General features: G+C 36.2%; 21 protein-coding genes. 7 read left to right on the top strand and 14 right to left on the bottom strand.

Going from position 1 to position 26,093, the window contains the following annotated elements:
• Positions 1 to 106: 106 nt before the first annotated feature.
• The 4 genes from IEV17_RS03465 to IEV17_RS03480 form a co-directional block, all read right to left on the bottom strand.
• A complete protein-coding gene (locus tag IEV17_RS03465; RefSeq protein WP_004663254.1) occupies positions 107 to 1,048 on the bottom strand; it encodes a hypothetical protein in 942 nt (313 codons plus the stop codon).
• 12 nt (positions 1,049 to 1,060) lie between these two features.
• A complete protein-coding gene (locus tag IEV17_RS03470; RefSeq protein ID WP_188363574.1) occupies positions 1,061 to 2,305 on the bottom strand; it encodes a hypothetical protein in 1,245 nt (414 codons plus the stop codon).
• Positions 2,306 to 2,539: 234 nt separating this feature from the next.
• A complete protein-coding gene (locus tag IEV17_RS03475) occupies positions 2,540 to 3,706 on the bottom strand; it encodes a helix-turn-helix transcriptional regulator (protein WP_004663259.1) in 1,167 nt (388 codons plus the stop codon).
• A gap of 273 nt (positions 3,707 to 3,979) precedes the next feature.
• Positions 3,980 to 4,351 (bottom strand): Mpo1-like protein, encoded by a 372-nt coding sequence (locus IEV17_RS03480; protein WP_004663263.1) that lies wholly within the window; start codon positions 4,349 to 4,351, stop codon positions 3,980 to 3,982.
• A gap of 176 nt (positions 4,352 to 4,527) precedes the next feature.
• On the opposite strand from IEV17_RS03480, the gene IEV17_RS03485 reads away from it, so the two are divergent.
• Positions 4,528 to 5,976 (top strand): CYTH and CHAD domain-containing protein, encoded by a 1,449-nt coding sequence (locus tag IEV17_RS03485; protein ID WP_004663265.1) that lies wholly within the window; start codon positions 4,528 to 4,530, stop codon positions 5,974 to 5,976.
• Between the two features lie 104 nt (positions 5,977 to 6,080).
• Here IEV17_RS03485 and IEV17_RS03490 read toward each other — a convergent pair whose 3' ends face one another.
• Positions 6,081 to 6,713 (bottom strand): hypothetical protein, encoded by a 633-nt coding sequence (locus IEV17_RS03490; protein WP_004663267.1) that lies wholly within the window; start codon positions 6,711 to 6,713, stop codon positions 6,081 to 6,083.
• A gap of 104 nt (positions 6,714 to 6,817) precedes the next feature.
• Here IEV17_RS03490 and IEV17_RS03495 point away from each other — a divergent pair, with 104 nt between their 5' ends.
• On the top strand, positions 6,818 to 7,201 hold the full coding sequence (locus IEV17_RS03495) for a DUF3144 domain-containing protein (RefSeq protein ID WP_004663269.1): 384 nt from the start codon (positions 6,818 to 6,820) through the stop codon (positions 7,199 to 7,201).
• 71 nt (positions 7,202 to 7,272) lie between these two features.
• Here IEV17_RS03495 and IEV17_RS03500 read toward each other — a convergent pair whose 3' ends face one another.
• From IEV17_RS03500 to icd, 6 genes are all read right to left on the bottom strand, one after another.
• On the bottom strand, positions 7,273 to 7,854 hold the full coding sequence (locus IEV17_RS03500) for a hypothetical protein (protein ID WP_155757120.1): 582 nt from the start codon (positions 7,852 to 7,854) through the stop codon (positions 7,273 to 7,275).
• Between the two features lie 28 nt (positions 7,855 to 7,882).
• Positions 7,883 to 8,296: a hypothetical protein gene (locus IEV17_RS03505; protein ID WP_227554450.1), complete on the bottom strand. Its 414-nt coding sequence runs from the start codon at positions 8,294 to 8,296 to the stop codon at positions 7,883 to 7,885.
• Between the two features lie 88 nt (positions 8,297 to 8,384).
• Positions 8,385 to 9,359: a hypothetical protein gene (locus tag IEV17_RS03510; protein WP_004663276.1), complete on the bottom strand. Its 975-nt coding sequence runs from the start codon at positions 9,357 to 9,359 to the stop codon at positions 8,385 to 8,387.
• A 314-nt stretch (positions 9,360 to 9,673) separates the two neighbouring features.
• Positions 9,674 to 12,436, bottom strand: coding sequence for a M16 family metallopeptidase (locus IEV17_RS03515; protein WP_004663278.1), 2,763 nt, complete (start codon positions 12,434 to 12,436; stop codon positions 9,674 to 9,676).
• A gap of 144 nt (positions 12,437 to 12,580) precedes the next feature.
• On the bottom strand, positions 12,581 to 13,399 hold the full coding sequence (locus IEV17_RS03520; RefSeq protein ID WP_004663280.1) for a PhzF family phenazine biosynthesis protein: 819 nt from the start codon (positions 13,397 to 13,399) through the stop codon (positions 12,581 to 12,583).
• Positions 13,400 to 13,612: 213 nt separating this feature from the next.
• Entirely contained in the window at positions 13,613 to 14,869 is a 1,257-nt protein-coding gene (icd, locus tag IEV17_RS03525) for an NADP-dependent isocitrate dehydrogenase (protein ID WP_004663284.1), read from the bottom strand.
• 192 nt (positions 14,870 to 15,061) lie between these two features.
• Here icd and IEV17_RS03530 point away from each other — a divergent pair, with 192 nt between their 5' ends.
• Positions 15,062 to 15,865 (top strand): pseudouridine synthase, encoded by an 804-nt coding sequence (locus IEV17_RS03530; protein ID WP_004663285.1) that lies wholly within the window; start codon positions 15,062 to 15,064, stop codon positions 15,863 to 15,865.
• A 34-nt stretch (positions 15,866 to 15,899) separates the two neighbouring features.
• Here the strand turns inward: IEV17_RS03530 and IEV17_RS03535 are convergent, their stop codons facing one another.
• A complete protein-coding gene (locus IEV17_RS03535) occupies positions 15,900 to 17,513 on the bottom strand; it encodes an LA2681 family HEPN domain-containing protein (protein ID WP_155757121.1) in 1,614 nt (537 codons plus the stop codon).
• Between the two features lie 141 nt (positions 17,514 to 17,654).
• Positions 17,655 to 19,886 (bottom strand): NADP-dependent isocitrate dehydrogenase, encoded by a 2,232-nt coding sequence (locus IEV17_RS03540; RefSeq protein ID WP_004663288.1) that lies wholly within the window; start codon positions 19,884 to 19,886, stop codon positions 17,655 to 17,657.
• A gap of 489 nt (positions 19,887 to 20,375) precedes the next feature.
• Here IEV17_RS03540 and uraH point away from each other — a divergent pair, with 489 nt between their 5' ends.
• Positions 20,376 to 20,774 carry a hydroxyisourate hydrolase gene (gene uraH, locus IEV17_RS03545; protein ID WP_004663290.1) on the top strand — a complete coding sequence of 133 codons (399 nt, stop codon included), beginning with the start codon at positions 20,376 to 20,378 and terminating at the stop codon, positions 20,772 to 20,774.
• 114 nt (positions 20,775 to 20,888) lie between these two features.
• Here uraH and IEV17_RS03550 read toward each other — a convergent pair whose 3' ends face one another.
• Positions 20,889 to 22,592: a M61 family metallopeptidase gene (locus IEV17_RS03550; RefSeq protein ID WP_004663291.1), complete on the bottom strand. Its 1,704-nt coding sequence runs from the start codon at positions 22,590 to 22,592 to the stop codon at positions 20,889 to 20,891.
• Positions 22,593 to 22,762: 170 nt separating this feature from the next.
• On the opposite strand from IEV17_RS03550, the gene IEV17_RS03555 reads away from it, so the two are divergent.
• From IEV17_RS03555 to IEV17_RS03565, 3 genes are all read left to right on the top strand, one after another.
• Positions 22,763 to 24,082, top strand: coding sequence for a D-alanyl-D-alanine carboxypeptidase PBP6B (locus IEV17_RS03555; RefSeq protein WP_004663293.1), 1,320 nt, complete (start codon positions 22,763 to 22,765; stop codon positions 24,080 to 24,082).
• 93 nt (positions 24,083 to 24,175) lie between these two features.
• Positions 24,176 to 25,462 (top strand): NAD(P)/FAD-dependent oxidoreductase, encoded by a 1,287-nt coding sequence (locus IEV17_RS03560; RefSeq protein ID WP_004663294.1) that lies wholly within the window; start codon positions 24,176 to 24,178, stop codon positions 25,460 to 25,462.
• A gap of 122 nt (positions 25,463 to 25,584) precedes the next feature.
• Positions 25,585 to 26,067, top strand: coding sequence for an FKBP-type peptidyl-prolyl cis-trans isomerase (locus IEV17_RS03565; RefSeq protein WP_004663295.1), 483 nt, complete (start codon positions 25,585 to 25,587; stop codon positions 26,065 to 26,067).
• The last annotated feature ends 26 nt before the right edge of the window (positions 26,068 to 26,093 follow it).

Genomic DNA, 26,093 nt, shown 5'->3' on the forward strand with positions numbered 1-26,093 from the left:
CAGACTAAAATAAGAATTTAATACCGTCTATTCCTCAAATGAGGTATAAGTTTAAAAAAAGCCGCACTGGAGATGCGGCAAAAATTAAACAGTTAAGATTAAATGATTAAAACCGAAGCCACAGACCTAGTTTAGCAACAGGAAACCATTCCAATTTTGAGTTGTAAGCTTCTTTTTCTGCTTCCAATGCCACGCCTAAAGTTGTCGTATGATTTTTATCTTGTACAGCGAGATTGCCATTTTCAGGATACAACTCAATCGTAGGCTTACCTGCATACAGCGCACCGATTTGTGTCGTCAATCCAAAACGCTTGGTTAATGCTGGACTCCAACCAATCCCAATATAAGGCATGGTTTTCTTTTTATAATGCAAACTTCCATAAACTTTACCCACTTCATTTGCATCAAACATCGCATCATCAAACACATATTCTGGTTCAATTTTTTCAATATCCATATCTTCTGGGATAAACTTGCTTGGCTCAATCGACCCATTAAATTTATTATTTTGATTGACCAAACCAACAGTTAAATGGAAGCTTCCTGCAAAAGGACGGATGTTGGCATATAATGATTTTACATCGGTATCAATGTCTAACTTATATTTCGTACCATCAATAAGTTCTAATGAAGAAAATTCAACGTCTTTCCAAGAACCTTTATTAAAACTCGCAGTTAAATCAATATATGAATTTGGTGAAAAACCAATACCACCACCAAATCCAAAAATTCCACCTTCTGCAAATACAAAAAAAGGCTTGCTATCTCGTGAATAACTCAAACCAAGAATATGCTTATTTGTAGTTTCACCCTCGACAAGTTCAGCAACATTCGACGGCACTTCTGTATGTACAGACGTAAAGCTTTGCTCTAATAGTGGCGTATTTGGTATAATGCTTTCAGCGACTGGCTGTTTTGCTGTTGCTACTACACCCACCACTGGAGTAGAGATTGGTACAGTGTCTTGACGTGTTTCCTGTACATTTAGCTCCGCAAATACGGAGCTAGAAATTAAACCAAGACCACATGCAAATATAGATTTATTCATTACAAAATCCTTTTAAAAGGTATATCCCATATTCACCATGAAGCCACTTAGATCTTTACCTGCATGTGTATAAGTAAATCCTATACGATATTCATTAATCCAAGCATTTGGCATTAAGTTTTTAAAACCTAATGAACCTGAAAAATCATGTGATAGTTCAGAATAAAGTTGATCTCCAGAAAAATCGGTTCTTGCATAAGATAATTTTGCGACTAAAGGGCTGCCAGCTACCGTTTTATGCAAAACTTGACTATATTCTAAACCATTACGCAATACGCTATTTTTCAAATCATAGCCGCTATCATAATCTCCAACTTTAATTGAGCCCGTTTTATAAAATGACAACATATTGATCATAGATACAACTGCATGATCATTAAGAGGAATTTGAGTATTACTGCTCAATCCTCCACCATAAATTACTGCGGCAGTACCAAAATCCTCAGAACCTGTGAGCCCTACACGAATTTGAGGCATTAAATACCAAGTTAGAGACTCATTTGATAATACTTGAAAATTAACTCCTAAACCTAGATTTAAGCTACCGGACAATGCCCCATTTTCCGCATCTACAAGTGTGATCGGGGCATCAACTACTATTCCTATTTTTTTTGTATCAAACCAACGTGAATAAGTTAATGGTAAATTATAAACATCTAAACCATATCCCTGTTGAGTGTATCGACCAAATCGTGGCGCCATGGAAAAACTAGAGGAAGACTGATCTTTTAATCCAAATACACGATCCGTTGCCATATCCGATACATTATCGGCCATTGAGCCAACCATTGTTGACATTAAACTAGTTGGGTTACCTGCGACCGGATCAATAGGAGATTTTTTTACCCATTCTTTAGTAAGCTGTTTAAGTAAGTCTTTATCTTCCCCTTTTAAAGCATCAATAAATTTATCTTTACTCTCTTCTCGAGTTGCTCCAGTGTAAGTACGCGTTATACCTAATTCTGGAATTGTGAAAACTAAAGCTGAAGAGTTTTGAGCGAAGTTTAAATTTACAAAGACATCTCGTAAATTTAGTTTGGCATTGACAGCAGAACTTTCTGTATAATTCGGAAACAATTTTTGCATATTGGGGAATTCATATTGATCCGCAACATTAGTAATTTTATTATATCCAGTAGTTTGAGTAGAGCCATCTACTTGTAATTCTGCAGTAAAAATATCTTTAGCCAATGCGCTATTGATACTTATACCAATCAGAAAAAATCCCAATCCAAAATTTAAAAAATTCCTATTCATTCGTCCATCCCCATCAAAAATCTGGCACACATTTCCGAACTCAGATACTATGTTTTTTTTTGTAATTAAAACATTCCTCATTTGAGGAATAGACTCTAATAGAGTTTTATGCATAAATAAAAAAATATTTGAATTTTATTATTTAATTTAGGATAAAAATAAAAGCCACATCACGTACGACTTTTATATCATTACACTTTACATACCAAAAAAACTTGTATTTATAAAATAATTTTATTGATTTGTATTATAACGAGGAATATTCAACAATAATTTAACCAATTCAGCTTGGCGGTTGGTCGAAGTCTTTTTATAAATAGATTGGAGTTGCTTTCGAATTGTATCTTGATTAACTTGATGTTTGACTGCAATTTCTTTAGGTAAATCACCTTCTAATAATGCTAACGCAACTTTCGCTTCGGCAGGCGACAAATTAAAGGCCGCATGTAATAGATGTGCATCAACCGTAGAAGAATAACTTGGATGATAAAAAGTCAACATCACCGAAGGTCGGATGCCGAAAGCCTTCATCTCCTGTTCAGAAATTAACAAGGTTGCGAAAATATACAGAATCTCGTTGTTCTGATCAGTTATTTTTATACAGCCATCATCTAAAATTTGCTCAAATAATAACTGTCTTGATTTAAATAAATATTCAATATGTTGTAAGTTAGCTGCCAATTGGGATTGGTATGGTTCTGGCAAGATCAGCTTATTATCTTCAACCTTGAGTATCCTATTCTTAACCAACAATTGTTTAGCGGCCAAATTAGCATGAGATACTTGCCCAGCTAGATTTAATAACATAATTGGCTGAGATAATTTATCAATCAGTGCATATCCCATAATTGCTTTGCTAGAAAATTCGTAAATGTGTCTTTGAATCGCCACAACTCGTTTTAGATGTACAATCAGTTGATCTAAAAAGTCCAAATCTTCTTTTTTTAGTGGTTGTCGTTCAATTGAGGTAAATACACCCAAAAGCACACATAATTTGTCATCCAAAATAAGTTCATGTGCTGCTGTATAACGTACTTGTATCGGCAATAAGATATTTTGATAAAGGGTAGACTGTGCAACAAACTCCTCAGTAACTGTATGATGGCATTGATACCAACCTATACGATCAGGTCTTAGAAACTCTCCCCAACGTGGATCATCTTCAACCGAATAATGTAGGTATTTAACCTCTGTGCTTGCTATCTCTTCTTCTGAAATCACACCAACACTATGACTAAATGAAAAAGCTTGTTTTTGGAAATCTAGTGCAAGAATATGTACCAAAGATAAACTGAGAACTTGGTTCAGTCGTGTAGCAAATTGATTCCAACCTTCTGCATCTAAAGGAATTTTATAAATAAGCTCTACAAGCTCATCATAGTAGATATCATAGCGATTCATAGATCCAACAAATAGAGATAGTATATTAATCAATATAACAAAAAATATTTGTTGATATATATCACTATCTCCAATCAAATAAACTAGAAACACTAACTGACGATATTTTAATGATTTACTTCAATAGTATCTGCACTATGATTATCATCATATTTGAGCTAATTTTTTATTAGATCTTATAAAACATCATAGACAAAACTTATTAAGCTATATTTTCATGATCTACAAAAGTTACTAAATCAGCTTTTGGAAACTTAGAGATTAATATGAATTTTAAGAATCAATTTTATCAAACTGACGATCAACCAAACTCAAACGCCCACGTGCAACGTCTGATAGCATCTTCCAATCCGAAATAAAGCTATAAAACGGTTGTTTAAAGCTAGCAGGTTTATTGTGTTCAAAGAAAAAATGCCCAACCCAAGCGCAGGCATAGCCTGAGACTAAGCCATAAGCGAAGTATTTTGCTTTACGCTGACGAATTGCTTTACTAAAGAAATATAAGCCAATTGAACTACCGATCACGTGTAAACGGCGACTAGCGATACTACGATGTTCTGTAAGGTAAAAATAATAGAATTCATTATAATTTTTAACCGGTAATGAAAATTCAACTGGCTTGGTTATATTTGCTGGTGCATTCATTTCTTGATCATCCTAATCGTGCAAGGTTGTCCACACGTTAATTCATTTTTTGCACAAAATAAAGTCATTAGGTGTCATCGTATCCGGACTTAAAACAACTTTATAACCACTCTTGAGATCAACTCGTTATACTCATTTTATATTTATCATTGTTTACGCTCAGGAGTTATAACATCATGGAAATAGAGCTTAAATTTCAACTTCCTGAATCTAAGAAAAAAACGGTTTTACAAACATTGAATAAGCAAAAAGCGCAAAAAATTCAGCTCCAAGCCAAATATTATGATACTGCTGACCGCTTACTTGCCAAAAATTATGTCGCTATCCGCTTACGCCAAGAAGGTGAGCACTGGGTACAAACCTTTAAAGCTGCCAGTAAAAACCATCTACAGCGCATTGAAGAAGATATTTATTTGGGTAAATGTGAACAAGAACCCGAACTCGATCTATCACTTTATCAGCACAACCGAACCGTTCAAACGGTGCTACATGAGATTTTAGGTGATACGCCTGCTGAACTACAATTACAGTTTCAAACCAATGTACAGCGAAGTTTCCATGTGTTTGAGTTTGAAGGTTCACAGATCGAAGTTTGTTTAGATGATGGTGAAATTCGTACCCCAACCGATCAAGCAAAAATCTGTGAAGTCGAATTTGAACTCAAGCAAGGTGCAGCACAGGACTTAATTGATTTTGCCAAGACATGGGTAGATAAATATCAATTATGGCTTGATGTACGTAGCAAAGCAGAACGGGGTAATTTACTGACTATTGGCAAACGTGTTTCTCCTGCGACCAAAGCCAAAATGCTAAATTTAGAAGCTGAACTTAGCGCAGAACAGTCGCTTAAACTGATCGTCGAAAATACCTTAAACCAAATATTGCCGAATGCTGCCGCAATTGCCGATGGTGTCGCTGAGGCCGATCATATTCATCAAGCACGTGTCGGTTTGCGTCGCTTACGTTCTGCTTTAAAACATTTTTCAAATTGGTCAGCACAGATTGACCCAACTTGGGAAAATGAATTAGCAGAACTTTTTAGGGCTTTGGGGCAATCACGTGATCACGATGCAATTCAGGATTCTGTGATTCCGCTTATAAAACAAAGCTGTGATTTTGAATTTCCTCTTGGTGCTGAAATAGATTCCAATATCGCCAAGCTTTTCAGTGCAGCTAAAACAACACAGCTATTCTTATCATTATTTAGTTTTATATATTGTGATCATGAGTCTAAGACCAAATTATCAAAGCAAGTGGCTAAAAGTTTGAGCAAGCTTTTTCATAAAATTTTAATGGACGCCACTCAGTTCTCTACACTTACAGTTGAAAAACAACATCGTACTCGTAAGCGTATCAAGCAATTGCGTTATTGTATCGATTTTATTTCTAGGCTTTATCCTGAAAAAGAGGTTCAGCAATTTCTAAATAAACTTGAGCCAATTCAGGAATATTTAGGTTTTTATAATGATCTCTTTGTGGCGGAACAGATTTTTGAAAAGCAGGCGCTAGAACAACCACAATTTTTATTTGCACTCGGTTGGGTAAAAGCACAACAACCTCATATCGCAAAGAAAGCTAATAAAAAGTTACAGCATTTATCGGCTAAAGATATTTTCTGGAAATAGCAATCTCTACTCAAACCCACATACTGATCAGTATAAATCTCGTCTAACCCCTCTTTGAAAAAGAGGGGGATTGAAAGCTTGACTTGATAAGAAATGATCAAACCCTACCGATATTTCCCAAAAATCTTCCATGTCCCATTATCAGCAAGCGGGTCACTATAACTATCATTACGCTGCTTACGTGGCTTATCTCGCGCATCTACCAATTTAAAATGCGGCTCAACACTTAAAATCACGCCATTCATATAAAAACGGGTACGCGTATATTCACTTTGTCCATGTTGAAAGACATAAATTCGTAAATCAATAAACTCACGATGTGCCACCAAAGCCGCAGTATCATCACTCCCCAACCATTCCTGCATCGCAAAAATCTGATCGGTCTCAAATTGTCCACATTTTTCGAGCAAAGCCGCCACGCCACGGAAAGTCTTAGATTCTTTAGCTCGTGTTTTATTAATTCGAATACGATCTACATGAAAGAAAAATAGTGGCAAATTTAGATGGCTTGGTAAATGAATTGCATCAACGACATCATCCTCCATAAAAGGCTGACAGAGTTGCTGTGCCCTTTCAATCAAAGGTTGCCATTGTCGGTAATATTCATCGACCTCGTCCTTTAAACCATAATAAATTGGCAAACCTTCGACATGCTCTAAATATTGTGGTGGATGAATATGTTGACGTAGTAAAGCGATATCTGTTTTAAGGCTTTGAATTGCAATCGCATCTTGCATAGTGATTATTCTATTTACTTAGGCTATTTTAGATTAAGCCAAAGGTTTAGTTTCGACAAGGCTTTGTCTATAATATCTTGTCTTATTTGTTGTTGGGAAAAATCATGTCTCAAAAAATTAATGCCACTGATGTGACAGAAGAAGAAGCTTTAAATGCGATATTTTTTGAGCGAGCAGATGAATTTATCAAACAAGCCAATGAGTTTTGTCGCCCACAAAAAGGACAGCAACCCAAACCAGAAGAGTTACGCGGACAAGTCAGCGCTGCCATGCTATTTGCAACAGCTCGCTTTAATACGTGGGTTGCAGCAAATAATTTTAAAGATGGCAATGAAATGCGTGATGCCAAAGAGCAAGTCATGTCTTATTTATTGCAACAATTTCAAATGATGTTAGAAGATAACTTTGACGAATATTGCGAGCAGTTTGAAAATTACTTACGCTTCCGTAAAAATGAAGATTTTCATACGCATAAACATGATCATTGATTGAAAAAGCGTAGATATTCAAGGATGAATATTCACGCTATTAACCTTTTCTATCATTCAAGTAAAATGCGTTAGCTTCTACTTTGAATGGATGTAATCATCCAATTTCCTGACCTTTTATTCAAATCAATCACTCGATACATTTCCTTTGACCATTTTATCTCTGGAGGTGTTGATGATCCTGTCCGTGTATACTCATCAAATTCTTGCTGTGTGATCTGATTTTTAATTTTTACAATACATTCATATTGAATATAACCACTATCAATAAATACTGTATTATCTTTCTGATCATACTGCCCACCCTCTTTTAAAGAGCGTGAACAATTGCCTATTTTTTCAAGGTCTGCTGCAATATCTGTCAGCATTTTACGACTTGTGCTTTCTCGTAGTTCATCATCTCGCTGCCGATCTTCATCTGAGGTATAGAATCCATTACTGGTTTTAGTCAACTGATCATGATAATCATACTTTGACAAAAATTCAGTTGGACATACCTTTCCAATACAGACAAGATCTCTAGGTGAGCTATAGATATGTACATTTTCTGTAAAAGCTTTTTTAATATCATTTTGTGATGGTTCATCACTATTGTTGAATGATGAACAACTTGTCAACGAAACCAGAACGCTTGCTATTAAAATATTTTTCATAAATAGCCCATTTACAAATACAAATTTATCAATCATAACTAAAAGCTGGTAAACTTTTTTGTCTATCCAATTCTCTCAGTCTATTAATATAATTGTTATTTTTAACACATTCTAAAGTTTTGTTATTATCCACACTATAACCAACAAAATGTGTAAAATACTCATCCATATATACAAAATGTAATTCATTCTTTTTAATGCCTAAATCACCAAGCATAAATCCTATCGCAACCACATCTGAATCATAACTATAGTTAAATCTTAAAAAATTTCTTTCTGTGTTCTTCTTAAAATCTTTCGTATAGTTCAGAATACTTTTTCCATTTTTAGAAATATTAAATTTATAAGTCGTCTTATCTCGACTGACTTCAATTAAGCCTTTTGGTGTCGTATCACATCTAAACATTATTTCAGATACTGCAAATACTTTAGAAGTTAGCAATATTGCCAAACTACAGATTATTATTTTAAAACACATATTTAGTCCATTTAAAGTTTCATTCGGTTATTTATTGAACAGTTAAAATAAATTATTGACAATATTTTGAATACATTTTATACATCGCAACAAAACCCTTTGTGATCTGATCAGGAGAGCCTTCTCCTACATCTCTACGTTCTTGACTATTTGAAGAATAAAGTGTTTCTGATATCGTTCTATATTCCTTAATCTTACAAGATATTTCCATTTCATTGACCAATAATGATTGACTTGATGGATGCACACCTATAAGTAAAAAATTAACTTTCTTTGGATTTGCTGAAATCTCTATCGTTGAAGTATCTAAATAAGTTTCATAAACATCTTTATCAGCATCAACATCCCGATTCAGTAATTGCAAAAATTCTGAATTTTGTTCTACTTTATTTTCAACAATCTTGATTGGTTTGGTTAATGTTTGGGTAGAATATTTTTTTGAACATGCGTTTAATGCTTTGAGTTCTTTCACAATCAATTTATTTTCATTATTAATACTAAATTTCCCCAATTTCTCATAATTGGAAGAACATTTTTCAGATTGCATATAGGATTCTTCTTCTATTTTATCCAAATCATGCACAGTCCAACCATTAATATAAGTGAGTGTTTTTGTTGTTCCGCTCCACCCTTGTCCTGAAGATGAATTTTCAAACTCTACTAAATCAATCATTCGACCATTATATTTTATTGGATGCAATTTATAAGTATTCGACTGTCCACCAAACTTTTGTAAAATAACCGAATATTTAAACTTAGGTCGGGTTAAAATATATCCTCCCCAGAAGTTTCTTGCAGAATCAGCATAATCCGCCGAAGAAATATAAGCAATTTCACCATTTAATAATCGAATTTGCTTGGTATTGCTAACTTTGATCGCACCTTGAGGATTTGCACTCGATTGGTATTTATTGAGAATATTATCTTTAATCTGTTTTGGTGATGGTACATTGGCTATAGCAAACGAAGATAAACTAAAACTGATTAGCCCAAGAGATATTTTTAAAATCTTAGTATTGAAACTCATCCTTAAATCCCATTAAAAACCACCATGTCATTATGGTGGCAGAACGAAAAAGGGTTGACAGACTGGTCAAACGAATAAGCCAGCACACACGAATGTGTCCCCTTTCCGTTCTACCGCAAAGGGGACGGAAAAGCCAAGCACAAAGATTTTCACTTTGCACTTTCGTTTGAATCGGTCTGTCAAAACCGACTGACAATATGGTCAGTGCGGCTAGGATATTATTATTCTTACAATTGCGTCAATCGTTGCATAAAATTTTCTTTGATATACATCATCAAGTTCATACGATAATCCAATGATTTTCTAAAAATTATTCACTTCTGTGCTTTACCATACTGATCAGCCATCACTTCAACAAACTGATTCAGCTTGATATATTTCTGAATCACAGCATCCACATCTGCCTTGGTCAGTTTTGCAAGCGCTTGATCTCGCTCAGCACGATCCATCAATGTCTTATTTCGCTCTAATTGACCCGTAAGCATACTATGAATATTTCGTTCATCTTCTAATGAAGTCACACGCTTCTTCATAATATCGGCTTTGGCTGCTTCAACCTCTTGTTCAGTCACACCTTTGCTTAGCAAATCAGTTAATACTTTATGAACAGATTGAGAAACTTGATCAGAACGACCAGCTGTATAATTCGCAGTAATACTAATTGATCCACTATCGGTATCAGAATCTAGATCAAGATTGCTTCCAAATCCATAAACAAGCGCATTTTTCTCACGTAATTCCTGCGCCAAGCGAGAAGACAATTGCGAGTTACCCATAATATGGCTAAGGATAATGAGTGCAGGAGCATCTTGATGATAAGCACCTACAGGAATAGTCAGGATACTTTGATAACTACCAAACTCACGTTGCTCAGATAGTGCATGGACTTTTTCAGCTTTGAACGCGACGTAAGGGGAAATAATTTTTTGGTACAGCTGTTTCGTTTTCCACTGTCCAAATGCTTTCTGTAACGTGCTTTGCATTTTTTTCGGATCGAAATCACCTGTCACAGCAATTTGACCATGATCTGTCACAAAGAATTGATCATAGAATTGCTTCACCTGTGCTTGCGTAGCCGCATTTAACTGCTTCTTGGCAAACTCTGGTTCAAAGTGATAACGTAAATCACCTGGTTGATAGGTTTCAAGTAATCTTGCTAAAGTCATAGATGCGACTACAGCAGGTTCAGTATAAGGTCGATCTAATGCAGATAAACTCTGATTTTTTGCTAAATCAAATTCCGATTGTGCAAATTTAGGTTGCTTCATCACATCGATAATAAAGTTTAAAAAATCTTCAAACTTATCTTTTTTTGCCTGAATCCCAATTGTTAAACCATTACCATTTGAAGTGATAGATGCTCCACCACTTGCTGCAATCGCTTTATCTGTAATTTCTTGCAATGTATGTTTCTCGGAACCACGCAACATCAAATAACTGGTTAAATCTAAGGTCACCCCTTTACCAAACAGTGATTTTTCTGTACCAAAATCTAGGCTAATCGTGGCATAGGTTTTGTCATCACGTGTTGTGGTCGGGAACAAAGCATAGTGAATACCATTCTTTAATTCACCACGTTGAATTTTTTGCTCATTTTTTTGCAATTGCTGCGCAGACTGTGCAACAAATTGAGTTACTTCTTGTTGATAAATAGCAACATCTTTCAAAGGTTCAGGTTTTTCGGCACTTTGATCTAAGGTTTTAGGTTTATCTTGTGCCTTGAGCGTCATCGCTTTCTTTTGATCTTCAGGCGTAGGTAGAATATCTCCCGAAATACGATGAGATGACACTAAAAACTGTTTTAATGTTTGATTGGCATCATTTAATTTTAAATCTTGAATAGCTTGCAAATCTTTGAAGTACTGATCCCATTGTCCATGTGAAGACACTGCATAATCACTAAGGCGAGAACCCAAAGCAACGGCATCATTTGCAATCGTATCAGCGGTATTTTGAGTAATAGTTTTGATACGTTGTAATTCTGCGTCGGTAAATGCTTGACTATTCTCAACACCATCAATCAACGCATCATCAACTTTCTTTGCATCATGATTCGGCGCATACACCGCACCCATAAAGACCATATTAAAATCTTGGTCCAACCATGTCGTCGATTGAACAGCTGTACTCACTCCTGTTTCTACCATGCTCTTATACAGCGTACCACTAGGCTGCATGGTATAAAGTGCTGGTGCAAGTGCTAATGCTGGTTGTAGTTGCGTATTTTTTCCATTCATATAAATGTGGAATTTAGCAAGATCACTGCCCTTTTGCACCATGAATTTTCGCTGCTCAATCTTACTAGAATCTAAGACTGGAACTTGAACAGGTGCAGGCACAGTACGTGCAGGAATCAGACTAAAATATTGATCAATTTTATTTAGTACTTCTGATTTATCAAATTTTCCAGAAATGACCATTACGGCATTATTTGGTGCATACCATGTTCTATAAAACTGATTTAATTCATTCATTTTTATAGACTTCAATTCAGGCAAATCACCAATCGGCAATCGACCTAAATATTGATTGCCATAAGCCGCTTTCCACATCTGATCCATCAATACTGCAAACGGTTGATCCATACGAATTTCACGTTCACGTTTTACGATTTCGATTTCAGAAGGGACAAATTTTTCTTGTAGCACTAATTTATCCATACGCTCAGACTCAAGGTATAGAATTTCATTCAGTGCATTTTTTTCAGGACGAACAATATTTAAATATTTAGTTGAGTAATAATCGGTACTGGCATTGGTCATTAAAGTGAATTGATCCAAACGACGCTGAAACTCCTCACCTTTTACATTTTGTGTGCCTTTAAATGCCAAATGTTCAAGCAAATGAGCAAGACCACTTTTCCCTTTAGGATCGTTAAGAGAGCCTGTTAAATACACTGTATTTACATAGACTTTATTTTCTTTATCATTTGGTGCAAGAATAACTCTGAAACCATTATCTAATTTGTATTCTTCAATATTTTTTTCACTTTTTACGAGTACTGTCTGAGACCAAGACGTTGCACTCAACCCGATCAAACAAAGTGAGAGAGTAAGCTGCTTAAACCGCATTAACATAGATTATCCGAGTTTTTTTGGTGATTTAAATAAAAACAACAAGCTATACTAGATAATGGTTTAAATTTTTAATAGTTATGTTTTGAAAAAAGCTGTGTATTTAAACAGCTTTTTTCTATATTTTTATAGCGGTTTAGTTAAAATTTAGATCGTCAGTTCAGCTTGCATATACAGTTTTGCATAACCTGAAATTTCAATACGATCCTCAGACTCAATAACACACTCTAAAATCCCACCTCGAACTGATGCCTGATATGCGATAAGCTGAGTTTGATCAAGTTTTTCAGCCCATAAGGGCGCAATTGCAGTATGAATCGAACCCGTAACAGGATCTTCATTAATCCCAATCGTAGGAGCGAAATAGCGAGATACACAATCAAACTGACCTTCGCCTCTCGCTGTAATAGCAACATCAGGTTGAGATGCAGTAATTGCGGTACGTAATGCGCCTAATTGCTTTAATTTTTCAAAATCAGGTTGCTCGTTTAATACATCAGCGACTGTTTCATATTCAACAATATACGCCTGACCATTCAGATAAACCGCTTTAAATGGCTTGGTTAAACCATCGCGAAGTTCTTGAGGATATTCAGATATAAGTTCAGCTTTTCGAATAGGGAAATTCATTTTAATCTTGCCGTCTGCTGCTTGGCTAACGATAAAAATTCCCAACTCACGCACATGAAATTGAATGGTTTTTATTCTTGTAAAATCTTTAAATAATACGAATGCACTTGCCAGTGTCGCATGTCCACAAAAAGCGACCTCATCCGTTGGCGAAAACCAACGAATTTCATAATTTGTCTCATCAATCTTTTTAACAAAAGCCGTTTCAGAAAGATTATTCTCTAATGCGATATTTTGCATGAGATACTCATCCAACCATTCATCTAAGACAATGACTGCTGCTGGATTGCCTTTAAATAATACTTGGGTAAAAGCATCAACTTGATACATTTTCATAGCAACAGACTCTAAATATTTTTCAACTATTTTGAACTTTTAGCCGATAAAACATAGATACAGATTTATCTAAATTTACGATACAGTGCATATTTATACGTTTAAAAATCATGTGAAATGCACTATGAAAGAATGATATTAACAAACAATAGAACTAAAACATGCCAAAAAAAGGGCATTATTTAAACACCCTTCTCTTTAGCTCAGCTTTGTTTAATCTTCCATATGATGAATAATGGCTTGACCAAATTCAGAACAGCGCAATAAGGTTGCATTCGGCATTAATCGTTCAAAGTCATACGTTACTGTTTTCGCTTCAATTGCACCAGAAACACCTTTGATAATCAAATCAGCAGCTTCACCCCACCCCATATCACGTAACATCATTTCAGCAGAAAGAATAATTGAACCAGGATTAACCTTATCCTGCCCTGCATACTTTGGTGCTGTTCCATGCGTTGCCTCGTAAACTGCTATCGCACCGCCAATATTAGCGCCAGGTGCAATGCCAATTCCCCCTACTTCTGCTGCCAACGCATCAGAAATATAGTCACCATTTAAATTTAGCGTCGCAATAACAGAATAGTCTGCTGGACGCATTAAGATTTGCTGTAAGAATGCATCGGCAATCACATCTTTAATAATGATGTCTTTACCATTTTTAGGATTCTTGATTTTAACCCATGGCCCACCATCAAGTAGTTCACCACCAAAGCGCTCTATTGCAAGTTCATAGCCCCACTCTTTGAATGCACCTTCGGTGTATTTCATAATGTTACCTTTGTGAACCAACGTCACAGAAGGTTTATCATTATCTATCGCAAACTGAATGGCTTTACGTACTAAACGTTGTGTCCCTTCTTTAGAAACAGGTTTGATCCCAATTCCACAGCCTTCATCAAAACGGATTTTTGTTACACCCATTTCTTCTTTTAGAAATTTAATAACTTTTTTAGCTTCTTCTGAATCTGCTTTCCACTCAATCCCTGCATAAATATCTTCTGAGTTTTCGCGGAAAATTACCATATCCGTGAGTTCAGGATGTTGCACAGGCGAAGGAACGCCCTCAAACCAACGTACTGGCCGCACACAGACATATAAATCAAGTTCTTGACGCAATGCAACGTTCAGTGAACGAATACCACCACCCACAGGTGTGGTTAAAGGGCCTTTAATTGAAACAATAAATTCTCGTAAAGCTTCGAAGGTTTCTTCAGGCATGTAAGTGCCATAAATTTTATCTGCTTTTTCACCGCAATAGACTTCCATCCATTCGATCGAACGTTTGCCTCGGTAAGCTTTTAACACCGCAGCATCTACTACTGCTTTCATAGCTGGTGTAATATCCACACCAATACCATCACCTTCAATAAAAGGGATGATTGGATGATTTGGAACATTCAGTGACAGGTCTGCGTTTACTGTGATTTTGTCACCATCAGCAGGAACCACGATCTTCTGATAACCCATTTTGCAGGTTCTCCCTCATGTATTTAGCGATTATAACTATGCCTTCTATGGCATACTTTCGTTTTTATTGCATGAAACAGTTTAGTTCAAAACAGGTTTTTTTGAGATTTATACGGGAAATAACAACATTTTCCCATTAAATAGAAACCTTTATTGTTATGATGCCGCCCATAGCCAAAGCAGTATACTCATATGAAAATAGTTGTATTCAACAAACCTTTCGACGTTTTGTCACAGTTCCGTGAGGATGAAGCTCACCTTACACTTTCTCACTTTATTCATGATCCAGATTTGCGTCTGGCAGGTAGACTTGATCTTGACTCAGAAGGACTTATGTTCCTTACCGATCATGGTGGTCTGAATCAATACATTACGAATCCTGCAAATAAAAAATTTAAAACCTACCTTGCTCAAGTCGATGGTGATGTAACTGAGGAAGCATTAGAACAATTGCGTAAAGGCGTTGAACTCGCTGATGGCATGACGTTACCTGCTAACGCAATGAAAGTAGATGCACCAGAATGGTTATGGGACCGAGATCCACCAGTACGTTATCGCGCCAACATCCCAACGAGTTGGATTGAGCTACAAATTTGTGAAGGTCGTAATCGCCAAGTACGTCGTATGACCGCGGCGGTTGGCTTTCCAACTTTACGCTTAATTCGTACTAAAATTGGTGCAATTGATTTGGTTCGTTTAGGTTTACAACCAGGCCAGCAAACTGAAATCGAGCCTTTGCTTTATCCTGATTTTAAAGATTTACCTGAAGATCAACCTTATCGCTCTCGCTCGTATGTGAAAAAACCAGGCGGTACAGGTGGTAAACCTATGCACCAGAAAAAGAAAGAAGGTGATAAAAAAGATCCGAACAAGAAAAAGTCAGGTACAAAGCGTATTTGGCAAATGGATGAAAGTGAGAAACCACGTCGTAAGACCAATGGTACAACTCGTCCTAATACTAAAGCACCTCGTGGGCGTAGCCGTAATGGTCGTTAAAAGTTGATTTTTAAGCCCACTTTTTTGTGGGCTTTTACTTTATTGGAACTTCTCTACTTAGAATAAGATCATTATCAATTGATTTTTCTCTCTCCTCATAATGTACTGCCAAACTTAGGTACATCAAAGAATTTCTAATTAATCTTATTAGTTCCATCAGGGACTCCTCAAATTCTGAAATTGGCATTTCTAAAATATAATTTACTCTTTTTTCTTTTTCATTAATTTCATCTACTAGTTGTTTATACTCATCTGTAAGTTGTAACCCTTTTCCTTCTAAATCCTCACGCTTTTCTAGCATTTTTTTATATTGAGTTTTAGTATATAAATCAAAATCGTTATTTAACTTATATCCAAAATCATCCACAACTCTAAAAGATCTATGCTCCATGTAGTTTCTGATAAGTGCTAACCTACGCTTTTCAACATTTAAATAAATTTCATTTAGTACAACATCACGCTCTACTTCTTTTAAAATATAAAACAGCGCATGAAGGAAAAAATTTTTTGAAGACTCTAAATTCTTATGAATTTTTTGTGACTTATCAAAAAAAATACCTCGAAAACTTATTCGTTCATCTTTAATTGGTAACTCAATATATTTAGAAATAAAATAAGAAATTTTATCGAAAAGTGAGTACAAAATTCTAAAAGCTGACTTCATATGTGAAGTTTTTAAATTATCTATCGCATGTAATGTATCATCTGTGCGTGGATAAGTTTTATTGTAGAAATGACTCGACTCTTCTTTTATTTCTGATGCTTGAAAAACTAAATATCGTGCGTATGTATATTCATTACGCAATTCATCAAAACTTGAATGAAAGACTAATGATTCTTTTAAACTTAATGTATCATTAATCTTTTGAACCATAGAGGGAAGCCCTAAGACATCTTGAAAAGCTATTTCCTCTACACATAAGTCATTAATATCATTTATAAAAATTTTATTTCTAGCAACCCAAGCATAATAACGTGATTCTGTTTTACTGTTTACTTTTTGTTTATACTCTTTTAAATAATCAAAATCTTGATCTTTAAAGTTTTTTAAGTACCATTTATGAAAAACATATAATTTCCCACCTTTTTCAAGTGAAATCCTCTGCTCATTTTCTAAATATTCGATTTTTTCGAAAGCTTTCAGTATCATCTGATTAGCATAGAAGTAATGAATATAAATATGATATTCATCATATAAGTTTTCTGCTCTAAAAATAATACCAGCAGCTTTAGAAATTACAGCTACTGGATTTTCGTCAATTTCAATTGCTAAATCCCAATAATATTGGGCACAAAAAGCTCTCCCCTGTGATGAAAGAAAGTTTCCAAGATTAGTTAAAGCAAATGAAAGTAAACCTTCATTTTTATTATCCTTTCTCAAAAAATGTACAGCTTTATGATATAAATTAGTCGTATTTATTAGATTTTGAGAATACCAATTTTCAGTTTGATAGCTATAAAGTCTAGAGCTACAGTTCGCTAATATATAATAAAAATAACCTCTATTAAAATCATTATCAAAGATAAAATCTGTTTCGATATGTACTTTTAGTAAATCAACTAATTCCTCTTTCCTGTTCCCATCCAGTAATAATTCATCTGCTAATTTAGCTAATGCATTTAACTGTTTTATATCTAATTTGAACATATTCATTAAATCTAAAATTAGTAATTTTCTTTTAACTTAAATTTTAATTATCAAAAAATCAACACTATATTAAGAAAAAACCGATGCTTTTGCATCGGTCTCTTTACATTACCAACAGGTTTGTTAGTTCTGCATTAAAACTTAAATAGTTTCAAGCGTAGTATTAAGCGTTGAACTTGGGCGCATCACTGCATTTACTTTCACTGGATCGACAGCATAGTAACCACCAATATCAGCTGCTTTACCCTGTACTTCACTTAATTCAGCAAGAATTTTTTGTTCATTTTCAACCAAGGCTTTTGCAAGAGGAGCAAACTTCGCTTTCAATTCAGCATCTTCGTTTTGAGCAGCAAGCGCTTCAGCCCAATACATTGCTAAGTAGAAGTGGCTACCACGGTTATCTAGCTCACCAGTACGACGTGATGGGGACTTATCATTATCTAGCAATTTACCCGTTGCTTGATCAAGAGTTTCTGCAAGTAACTTCGCACGTGCATTATCTTCTTTAAGACCAAGCTCTTCTAAAGAAACTGCAAGCGCAAGGAACTCACCAAGCGAATCCCAACGTAAGTGGTTTTCTTCAACTAACTGCTGAACATGCTTCGGTGCTGAACCACCTGCACCTGTTTCATACATACCACCGCCCGCCATTAACGGAACGATTGATAACATTTTCGCTGAAGTACCCAGCTCCATGATCGGGAATAAGTCAGTTAAATAATCACGTAAGATGTTACCAGTTACAGAGATTGTGTCTAAACCACGTGCTACACGTTCAAGCGTATAACGCATTGCACGCACTTGTGACATGATTTGAATATCAAGACCATCTGTATCATGTTCTTCTAGATACTTTTCAACTTTCTTGATCAACTCATTTTCGTGTGGACGATATGGGTCAAGCCAGAAAATCGCAGGCATACCAGAGTTACGAGCACGACTTACCGCAAGTTTCACCCAGTCACGAATCGGTGCATCTTTCACCTGACACATACGCCAGATATCGCCTTCTTCTACATTCTGAGACATCAACACTTCACCAGTGTCTAAATCAGTAATGTTCGCAATACCCGCTTCAGGAATTTCAAAAGTTTTGTCGTGTGAACCGTATTCTTCAGCTTTTTGCGCCATCAAACCAACGTTCGGTACTGTACCCATCGTACGTGGGTCAAAATTACCATTCCACTTACAGAAATTGATCATTTCTTGATAGATACGTGCGAAAGTTGATTCAGGCATGACTGCTTTACAATCGTAAGGTTTACCATCGGCACCCCACATTTTACCGCCACCACGAATCATTGCAGGCATTGATGCATCTACAATCACGTCGTTTGGAGAATGGAAGTTATCAATCCCTTTCGCTGAATCAACCATAGCTAATGCTGGGCGATGTTCTTGGCAAGCATGTAAATCTTCAATAATTTCTTCACGAAGTGAAGTTGGTAAAGTTGCGATCTTTTCATAAAGACCAGCCATACCATTATTGACATTAATACCTAACTGATCAAATAACTTACCGTGTTTTTCAAAAGCATCCTTATAGTAAATTTTCACACAGTGACCGAAAACGATCGGGTGTGAAACTTTCATCATGGTCGCTTTTACGTGTAATGAAAATAAAATACCAGCTTCACGGCAGTCATCAAGTTGCTTCTCATAGAAGTCACACAATGCTTTTTTGCTCATGAACATTGAGTCAATCACTTCGCCATCTTGAAGCGCAACTTTAGGCTTGAGAACGATTGTCTCACCGCCCTTCGTGATTAACTCCATCTTCACATTACGTGCACGATCAAGTGTCATTGATTTCTCGCCATGGTAGAAGTCACCTTCTTCCATATGAGAAACGTGCGTTTGTGACCACTGTTTCCACTCACTCATTGAATGAGGATGCTTTTTCGCATAATTTTTTACAGCAGCAGGCGCACGACGATCTGAGTTACCTTCACGTAATACAGGGTTTACAGCAGAACCAAGACATTTACCGTAACGTGTCTTAAGTTCTTTCTCTTCATCCGTTGTTGGATTTTCTGGATAATCAGGAATTGCATATCCTTTAGACTGCAATTCTTTGATACATGCTGTTAATTGAGCAACTGAAGCACTGATATTTGGCAGTTTAATGATATTTGTATCTGGATCTTGAGTAAGGCGACCAAGCTCAGCAAGGTTATTGCTTACCTTCTGCTCATCGCTTAAGTATTCCGAAAATTCCGCAAGCACACGTGCTGCAACAGAAATGTCACTCTTGACAATTTCTATGCCAGCTGGCTTAGTAAAGGTCTCAATGATCGGCAGTAGCGAATAGGTCGCCAACAATGGCGCCTCATCAGTCAGTGTATAAATGATTTTTGACTTTCCACCAGCCATATATAGCCCCTTGTGTTTGGTTGAGTTTTTCATGAACGAGCTTTTGGCCCAGTCCATTAAAACCGGTTTGCTTGATTAAGGTCTGAGAGTATCAGTCCTCAACGTATCTCAGTCAACGCAATATCTTGTGATATTGACATTTCGCTACGAAATAATGGTATAAAGCTTACGCTTTGTGACCAAGGAACCGGTTAGCTTAAATAAAACATGAGAGTATCAGCGTTGATTACTTCTCAGTCAATGTAATATATCGTGATATTGACATTTCGCTACGAAATACCAATGCTTGAGTACTTCCGTACGGTTAAACCCTACATTTTTAAAATTCTATTTGCCGATTCATTTCTGCCAAATATTTTATAAAATGCTTAACCATAATAAATTGTTTAAATCCGTACGAATATTCGACTCAAGTTTCATTTACACTTTTTAAACCTATATTTTGAACAAATGATTAAAATCATTTTTTTATTTTTTAGGATTGGTCTGATGTTAAAAGTTTTGATTCCTTGCGTAGCCATTTCTCCTTCATCTTTTAGCTTTGCACAAAACCCTTTAAGTGTGCATGTGCTTAACTTAGAAAATGGACTTCCTTCAGCGGGTGTAAAAGTTATTTTAGAAAAACAAGAAAATAACCAATGGAAAGAGCTTAATCAAAGTACAACCAATCAACAAGGTCGGATCACAGCGTTATATCCTGAAGATGCTGCCCTTCAAAAAGGTATTTACAAAGTTACTTTTAAAACAGGTGAATGGTTCCAAAAGAATAAGCAAAGCTCATTTTTCCCAGAAGTTCCTGTAATTTTCTCTGTGGATGGCAATCTTGAACATTATCATATTCCACTTTTGATTAGTTCTTATGGATACTCAACTTATCGTGGTAACTAATCATTTTCAAAAAATCTTAATTAAAATTTTGATATACAAATGAGGGAAACTGAATCTGTTCCCTCATTCATACAACGATTTATGCTAACGGTGCGTACAACGCTATCAATTGCATCAACCTTTCAACCAAACCTCTAATTTGGTTTGATCCTCAACTTTTAACTCAACCGAATTCAGAGGATTCTCTCCAGCATGAAGTTCAAACTGTAGGAGCTCATCGCGACGGAATGCATAAACTATAAATGAGCCTTTTTGTTTTGCATACTTCGCCAACAACTTTTCTGATGCTTTGATATCATCAATCGCAATAATGACATCGTTAGCAGACAAACCAGCTTGTGCAGCAGCACTATCACGGCGAACATTTTGCACGATGACACCGTCAGCTTTATCTACCACTTTTAAGCCAAAAGGTAATGCTTTGTCATTTTTAACGATATAGCTCAAACCAAACTCTGGTAATAGTTGATCCAATGGCAATTCATCAGTGGTATTGATCAAATGATTAATTTGTTCAATCCAGTTATCCCCTGTCAATTCATTACACAATTCAAAAATCGTGCGTTCATTGACCTGAATGCCATTTTGGGTATTTTCATACAAACGGCGCATCAAGGCATCTAAGTTTGAACCACGTAAACGTAAGCCCAAGTCTAAACAAAGCGCAACTAAGCTACCTTTGTTGTAATAACTGGTTCCTGCATTATTTGAATTTTCATCCTGACGATAGAATTTAACCCATGCATCAAAACTAGATTCTGAAACAGACTGAATAAAGCGCCCTGGATTTTGCAAATAACGCTCAATCTGTGCTTTAAGCAAATCTAGATAAGATTTTTGAGAAATAACGCCGCTGCGTAATAAAATTAAATCATCGTAATAAGAAGTAAAACCTTCAAAAATCCACAATAAGCTCGTATAGCCTTCTTTGTGTAGATCATAATTCGTAAAATTTTCAGGACGGATAAATTTAACTAACCATGAATGAAAGTATTCATGGCTACATAAGCCTAAGAAACGCTGATAATCTTTAGACGGTTCTTCAGCTTCATCTATTTTCGGTAAATCATCACGTGGTGTGATCAAACTGGTGCTATTACAATGCTCTAAACCACCATAACTATTGCCCGTTGCCATAGTCATAAAGGTATAGTTTTGAAACGGTGCAGAACCGAACATCTTAATTTCAGTCTGACAGATTTGCTGAATATCAGTTTGTAACCGCTCTAGATTTGTATTGTGTTTACCTGAAATCACAAATTCATGCGGAATACCATTTGCTTCGAAGCTAAAACGGCTTTGCTCTGCCAACTCAAATGGACTATCAATCAACTGATCGTAGTTATCTGCCTTTAAAGTATAGCGTCCTTTCACCAAACTCTTAGCAGTTAAACCTGTTGCAATTTGAAAATGTTTTAATTCATGCGGTAAGAAAATTTCAACTTCACATGGTGATTGTTCTTGATCGATTAAACCTAAACAAACACAAGCAGGGTTTACATATAGGCGAGTTTGATCAACATAAGCACCTCGTACCGATAAATCATAAGCATACACATCGTATTCAACCGTAATCAATTCATGATCTGTATTGAATAATCGCCAACGGTTCTTTTCCGTTTTCTTAATACTAAGTAACCGCCCTGCTTCATCAGATGCTTTTACTGATTCAATATGTTTTGAAAACTCTCGAATCAAATAACTGCCAGGAATCCATGTCGGTAACCAGAGTTCTTGGTTCGGATTAGCAAGGAAACGAAGTGTGACATGAATAAGATGTTGGCGATAATCGTCAAACTCAATTTGATAGTGCAACATAGTTTTAGATCATAAAAATAGGAACGGTTTCACACAGCTTAGCATTTTTTTACAAAGTCATGCGTAGATGTCTTAATTGTTGGCAAAAGTTGCTGGATTCTACAACAAAAAAGTCATAGCATGCTTTTTTCGCTTTCCATGCCATTGGATCGGCTGCACTAGGTGTTCTCGTGAAATTTCTCCTCTCGCTCTTTACGTTGTTTAGTCTGTTATGTGCCAATTTAGTACATGCTAATTTACTCAATATCGCTCCTGAAACGGTTGAAGCGCAAGCTTGGTCGATCGTAGATGCTCAATCAGGTCAAATCATTGCTGAACATAATAGTCATGTTCAACGTTCGCCTGCATCGCTCACCAAAATGATGGTGGCTTATATTGCTTTGAAAGAAATCGAAGCAGGTAAATTACGTAAGGACGAGGTATTAACCGCAACACCTGTGGTGAGCACGGTCATGTGGGATGAATCCCAAATGTATTTAAAAGCTGGTGAACAAATTTCTGTTGATCAACTTTTAGCAGGACTGATTGTCATGTCTGCCAATGATGCAGCAGTTACGCTTGCTGAAAAAATTTCAGGTGGTGTTCCACAATTCGTTGCGCGAATGAATAAAGAAGCCCAAGCCTTAGGGATGAAAGATACCCATTTTAGTAATCCTGCTGGTATCACCATGACAGATCATTACTCAACTTCAGCAGATTTAAGTCTATTAGCAAAAGCTATCGTAAAAGAGACACCTGAATATTTACATTATTCAAAAATGCCAAGCTTTAGCTATAACCAACGCTTTCACCGTGCAACGAATCTTGCATTAAAAATGGATCCAACAGCAGATGGTTTAAAAACAGGTTATACCAAGGCGGCAGGTTACAACTTGGCTTTAACCGCTGAGCGCCCGACTCTAAATCCACATGTTGATAAGCGTCGTTTGATTGTAGTGGTACTTGGAACACCAAGTGCGCTAAAACGTGCTGAAGTCGCGCATAAATTAATGAATTTAGCTTATACATACACACGCGATGAAGAAGTGATTCCAAAGCAAAAGCTAATTGCTGAACTTCCTGTAATCAAATCAACTTTAAAAATTTTCAAAGTTGAAACTCAACAACCCACTATCGTAACAACATCTTTATACGATCAAGCGACACCAATTGATTTAAATAGTTTTGATTTACTCACACAGCGTATACATTTGCTTGATACAAACCAGCAAATCAAAACCATTGAACCACTTGAAACGACAAAAACACACGTCAATATCAAACTCAATGAACAGCATTTAACAGCGCCATTGACGCAAGTCATGAATTTGGCCACAGTGACGGTTTATCAAAATAATCAGTTAATTCGTAGCCTACAAATTGAAAATAATGTGGAAATTGAAGAAGCGAATATTTTTCAAAAAATTATGATTTGGTTTGCAAACTTATTCTCGTTTTTTTCAACAAATGATGTCAAAGCTGCCAAACTTTATCCTTTAAATCAAGGATAAAAAACCTACTATTTTTATCAAGATTAACCATACAATGTTGAAAAAAGGATGGCATAATCCAACCATCCTTTCACAAAAATAATTAGGTTAATCATGAGCAAAACCTTACATCATATCGTGATTGTGGGTGGTGGCGCAGGTGGTTTAGAGCTTGCAACACAATTAGGTGAACGTTTTGGCAGAAAAAAGAAAGCCAAAATTACCCTAATCGACCAAAATCTCACGCATATATGGAAGCCTCTCCTACACGAAATTGCCGCTGGCTCACTAAATCCTCACGAAGAACAAACCAATTATTTTGCTCACGCAGAAAAACATGATTTTGAGTTCATCCTTGGAACCTTAATTAACGTAAATAAAGATCAAAAACAAATTACGATTTCACCTCCTCAACTTTCTAAAGAACATACTCCTGTTATTCAGAGTCTCAGCTACGATACGTTGATATTAGCTGTTGGTTCAGTTTCAAATGACTTCGGAACTGAAGGTGTACGTGAAAATTGTCATTTCTTAGATAGTCGCAAACAAGCCGATATTTTCCAACAGGACTTATTCCATCTTTATATTGAAGCGCAAAACCAAGCAACTGAACGTGCCTTGAATATTGGTATCGTGGGTGCGGGTGCGACAGGTGTTGAATTAGCGGCTGAACTGATTGAAACCACGAAAAATTTTTATCGTTATGGGTTAAAGAAAATTAATCCAAAGCAAGTTAAAATTACTTTGATCGAAGCCTCAGATCGTATCTTGCCTGCGCTCAATGAAAAAACAGCTGCACATAGCGCGAAACAATTACAAAAAATGGGCATCGACATTCTGACGCAACATAAAGTGCAAAAAGTCGATGAATCAAATGTCTATTTTAGCAACGGTCATGTTTTGCATTCGGACATTACTGTATGGGCGGCAGGTGTCAAAGCACCTAAAGTTTTAGAGTCATTTACAGATTTTAAACGCGATAAAATTAATCGTTTAATGGTCTATGCGACATTACAAACTTATTCAGATCCAAATGTATTTGCGTTTGGGGATTGTGCAAATTGTCAGCTTGATGCACGTCAACCTCCATTAGGACCTCGTGCACAGGTCGCAAGCCAACAAGCGACATTCTTGGTAGATGCCATGGCCGCTCGTTTATCTGGCTCACCTCAACCTATGTTTAATTTCAGTGATAAAGGTTCTTTGGTTTCATTAAGCCGTAATCAGGCTGTTGGAGAATTACTCGGTGATGTAAGCGTACAAGGTTTTATTGCCAAAACAATGTATGTGTCTTTGTATCGATTACATCAAGCCAATATTCATGGTTATACCCAAGCAGGAATGCTGACCATGAAAGATTTTCTGACACGTCGTGTACGTCCAAAAATTAAACTTTATTGAGTTGAAATTTTCTATTTCGCTCCCATTTATAACGAAATAGTTTCAAAAAGTGGAAAATAGTCAACAAAATCTATTTTTCACTTTATGATGTACACCTAAATTGATTGAATGGATCAAACAACATGACTGCTATTGCAAATAACCACGTGGTTTCATTCCACTACACTTTAACAAACGCTGAGGGTGAAACACTTGATCAATCTCAAGGTGAACCACTTGCATATTTGCACGGCGCGGGCAACATCATTCCAGGTTTAGAAAATGCACTTCTTGGTAAAACAGTAGGCGAAAAATTTACTGTAACTGTTCCAGCTGCTGAAGGTTATGGCGAATATAACCCAGACCTCGTACAAGAAGTTCCAGCTCAAATGTTCCAAGGTGTAGACAATATCCAAGCGGGTATGCAATTCCAAGCTCAAACTGATGATGGCGTTCAAATCGTAACCGTTAAAGCAGTTGAAGGCGAGAACGTTATTGTTGATGCAAACTTCCCTCTTGCTGGTCAAGACTTAACTTTCGAAGTTGAAATCGTAGAAATCCGTGATGCTAGTCAAGAAGAATTAGATCACGGTCATGTTCACGGTGCAGGTGGTCACCACCACTAATTCATATTTTTTGAATTAGATAAAAA

Origin of the sequence: Acinetobacter modestus (genome assembly GCF_014636095.1) — a bacterium.
GTDB classification, from domain to species: domain Bacteria; phylum Pseudomonadota; class Gammaproteobacteria; order Pseudomonadales; family Moraxellaceae; genus Acinetobacter; species Acinetobacter modestus.

What these genes read in the sequence shown, in the direction of transcription:
- uraH (WP_004663290.1), top strand. Translation starts at nt 20,376, where the DNA reads ATGTTAAAAGTTTTGATTCCTTGCGTAGCCATTTCTCCTTCATCTTTT.
- IEV17_RS03500 (WP_155757120.1), bottom strand. Translation starts at nt 7,854, where the DNA reads ATGAAAAATATTTTAATAGCAAGCGTTCTGGTTTCGTTGACAAGTTGT.
- icd (WP_004663284.1), bottom strand. Translation starts at nt 14,869, where the DNA reads ATGGGTTATCAGAAGATCGTGGTTCCTGCTGATGGTGACAAAATCACA.
- IEV17_RS03510 (WP_004663276.1), bottom strand. Translation starts at nt 9,359, where the DNA reads ATGAGTTTCAATACTAAGATTTTAAAAATATCTCTTGGGCTAATCAGT.
- IEV17_RS03475 (WP_004663259.1), bottom strand. Translation starts at nt 3,706, where the DNA reads ATGAATCGCTATGATATCTACTATGATGAGCTTGTAGAGCTTATTTAT.
- IEV17_RS03480 (WP_004663263.1), bottom strand. Translation starts at nt 4,351, where the DNA reads ATGAATGCACCAGCAAATATAACCAAGCCAGTTGAATTTTCATTACCG.
- IEV17_RS03515 (WP_004663278.1), bottom strand. Translation starts at nt 12,436, where the DNA reads ATGTTAATGCGGTTTAAGCAGCTTACTCTCTCACTTTGTTTGATCGGG.
- IEV17_RS03565 (WP_004663295.1), top strand. Translation starts at nt 25,585, where the DNA reads ATGACTGCTATTGCAAATAACCACGTGGTTTCATTCCACTACACTTTA.
- IEV17_RS03490 (WP_004663267.1), bottom strand. Translation starts at nt 6,713, where the DNA reads ATGCAAGATGCGATTGCAATTCAAAGCCTTAAAACAGATATCGCTTTA.
- IEV17_RS03465 (WP_004663254.1), bottom strand. Translation starts at nt 1,048, where the DNA reads ATGAATAAATCTATATTTGCATGTGGTCTTGGTTTAATTTCTAGCTCC.
- IEV17_RS03550 (WP_004663291.1), bottom strand. Translation starts at nt 22,592, where the DNA reads ATGTTGCACTATCAAATTGAGTTTGACGATTATCGCCAACATCTTATT.
- IEV17_RS03540 (WP_004663288.1), bottom strand. Translation starts at nt 19,886, where the DNA reads ATGGCTGGTGGAAAGTCAAAAATCATTTATACACTGACTGATGAGGCG.
- IEV17_RS03470 (WP_188363574.1), bottom strand. Translation starts at nt 2,305, where the DNA reads ATGAATAGGAATTTTTTAAATTTTGGATTGGGATTTTTTCTGATTGGT.
- IEV17_RS03535 (WP_155757121.1), bottom strand. Translation starts at nt 17,513, where the DNA reads ATGTTCAAATTAGATATAAAACAGTTAAATGCATTAGCTAAATTAGCA.
- IEV17_RS03520 (WP_004663280.1), bottom strand. Translation starts at nt 13,399, where the DNA reads ATGAAAATGTATCAAGTTGATGCTTTTACCCAAGTATTATTTAAAGGC.
- IEV17_RS03560 (WP_004663294.1), top strand. Translation starts at nt 24,176, where the DNA reads ATGAGCAAAACCTTACATCATATCGTGATTGTGGGTGGTGGCGCAGGT.
- IEV17_RS03485 (WP_004663265.1), top strand. Translation starts at nt 4,528, where the DNA reads ATGGAAATAGAGCTTAAATTTCAACTTCCTGAATCTAAGAAAAAAACG.
- IEV17_RS03495 (WP_004663269.1), top strand. Translation starts at nt 6,818, where the DNA reads ATGTCTCAAAAAATTAATGCCACTGATGTGACAGAAGAAGAAGCTTTA.
- IEV17_RS03530 (WP_004663285.1), top strand. Translation starts at nt 15,062, where the DNA reads ATGAAAATAGTTGTATTCAACAAACCTTTCGACGTTTTGTCACAGTTC.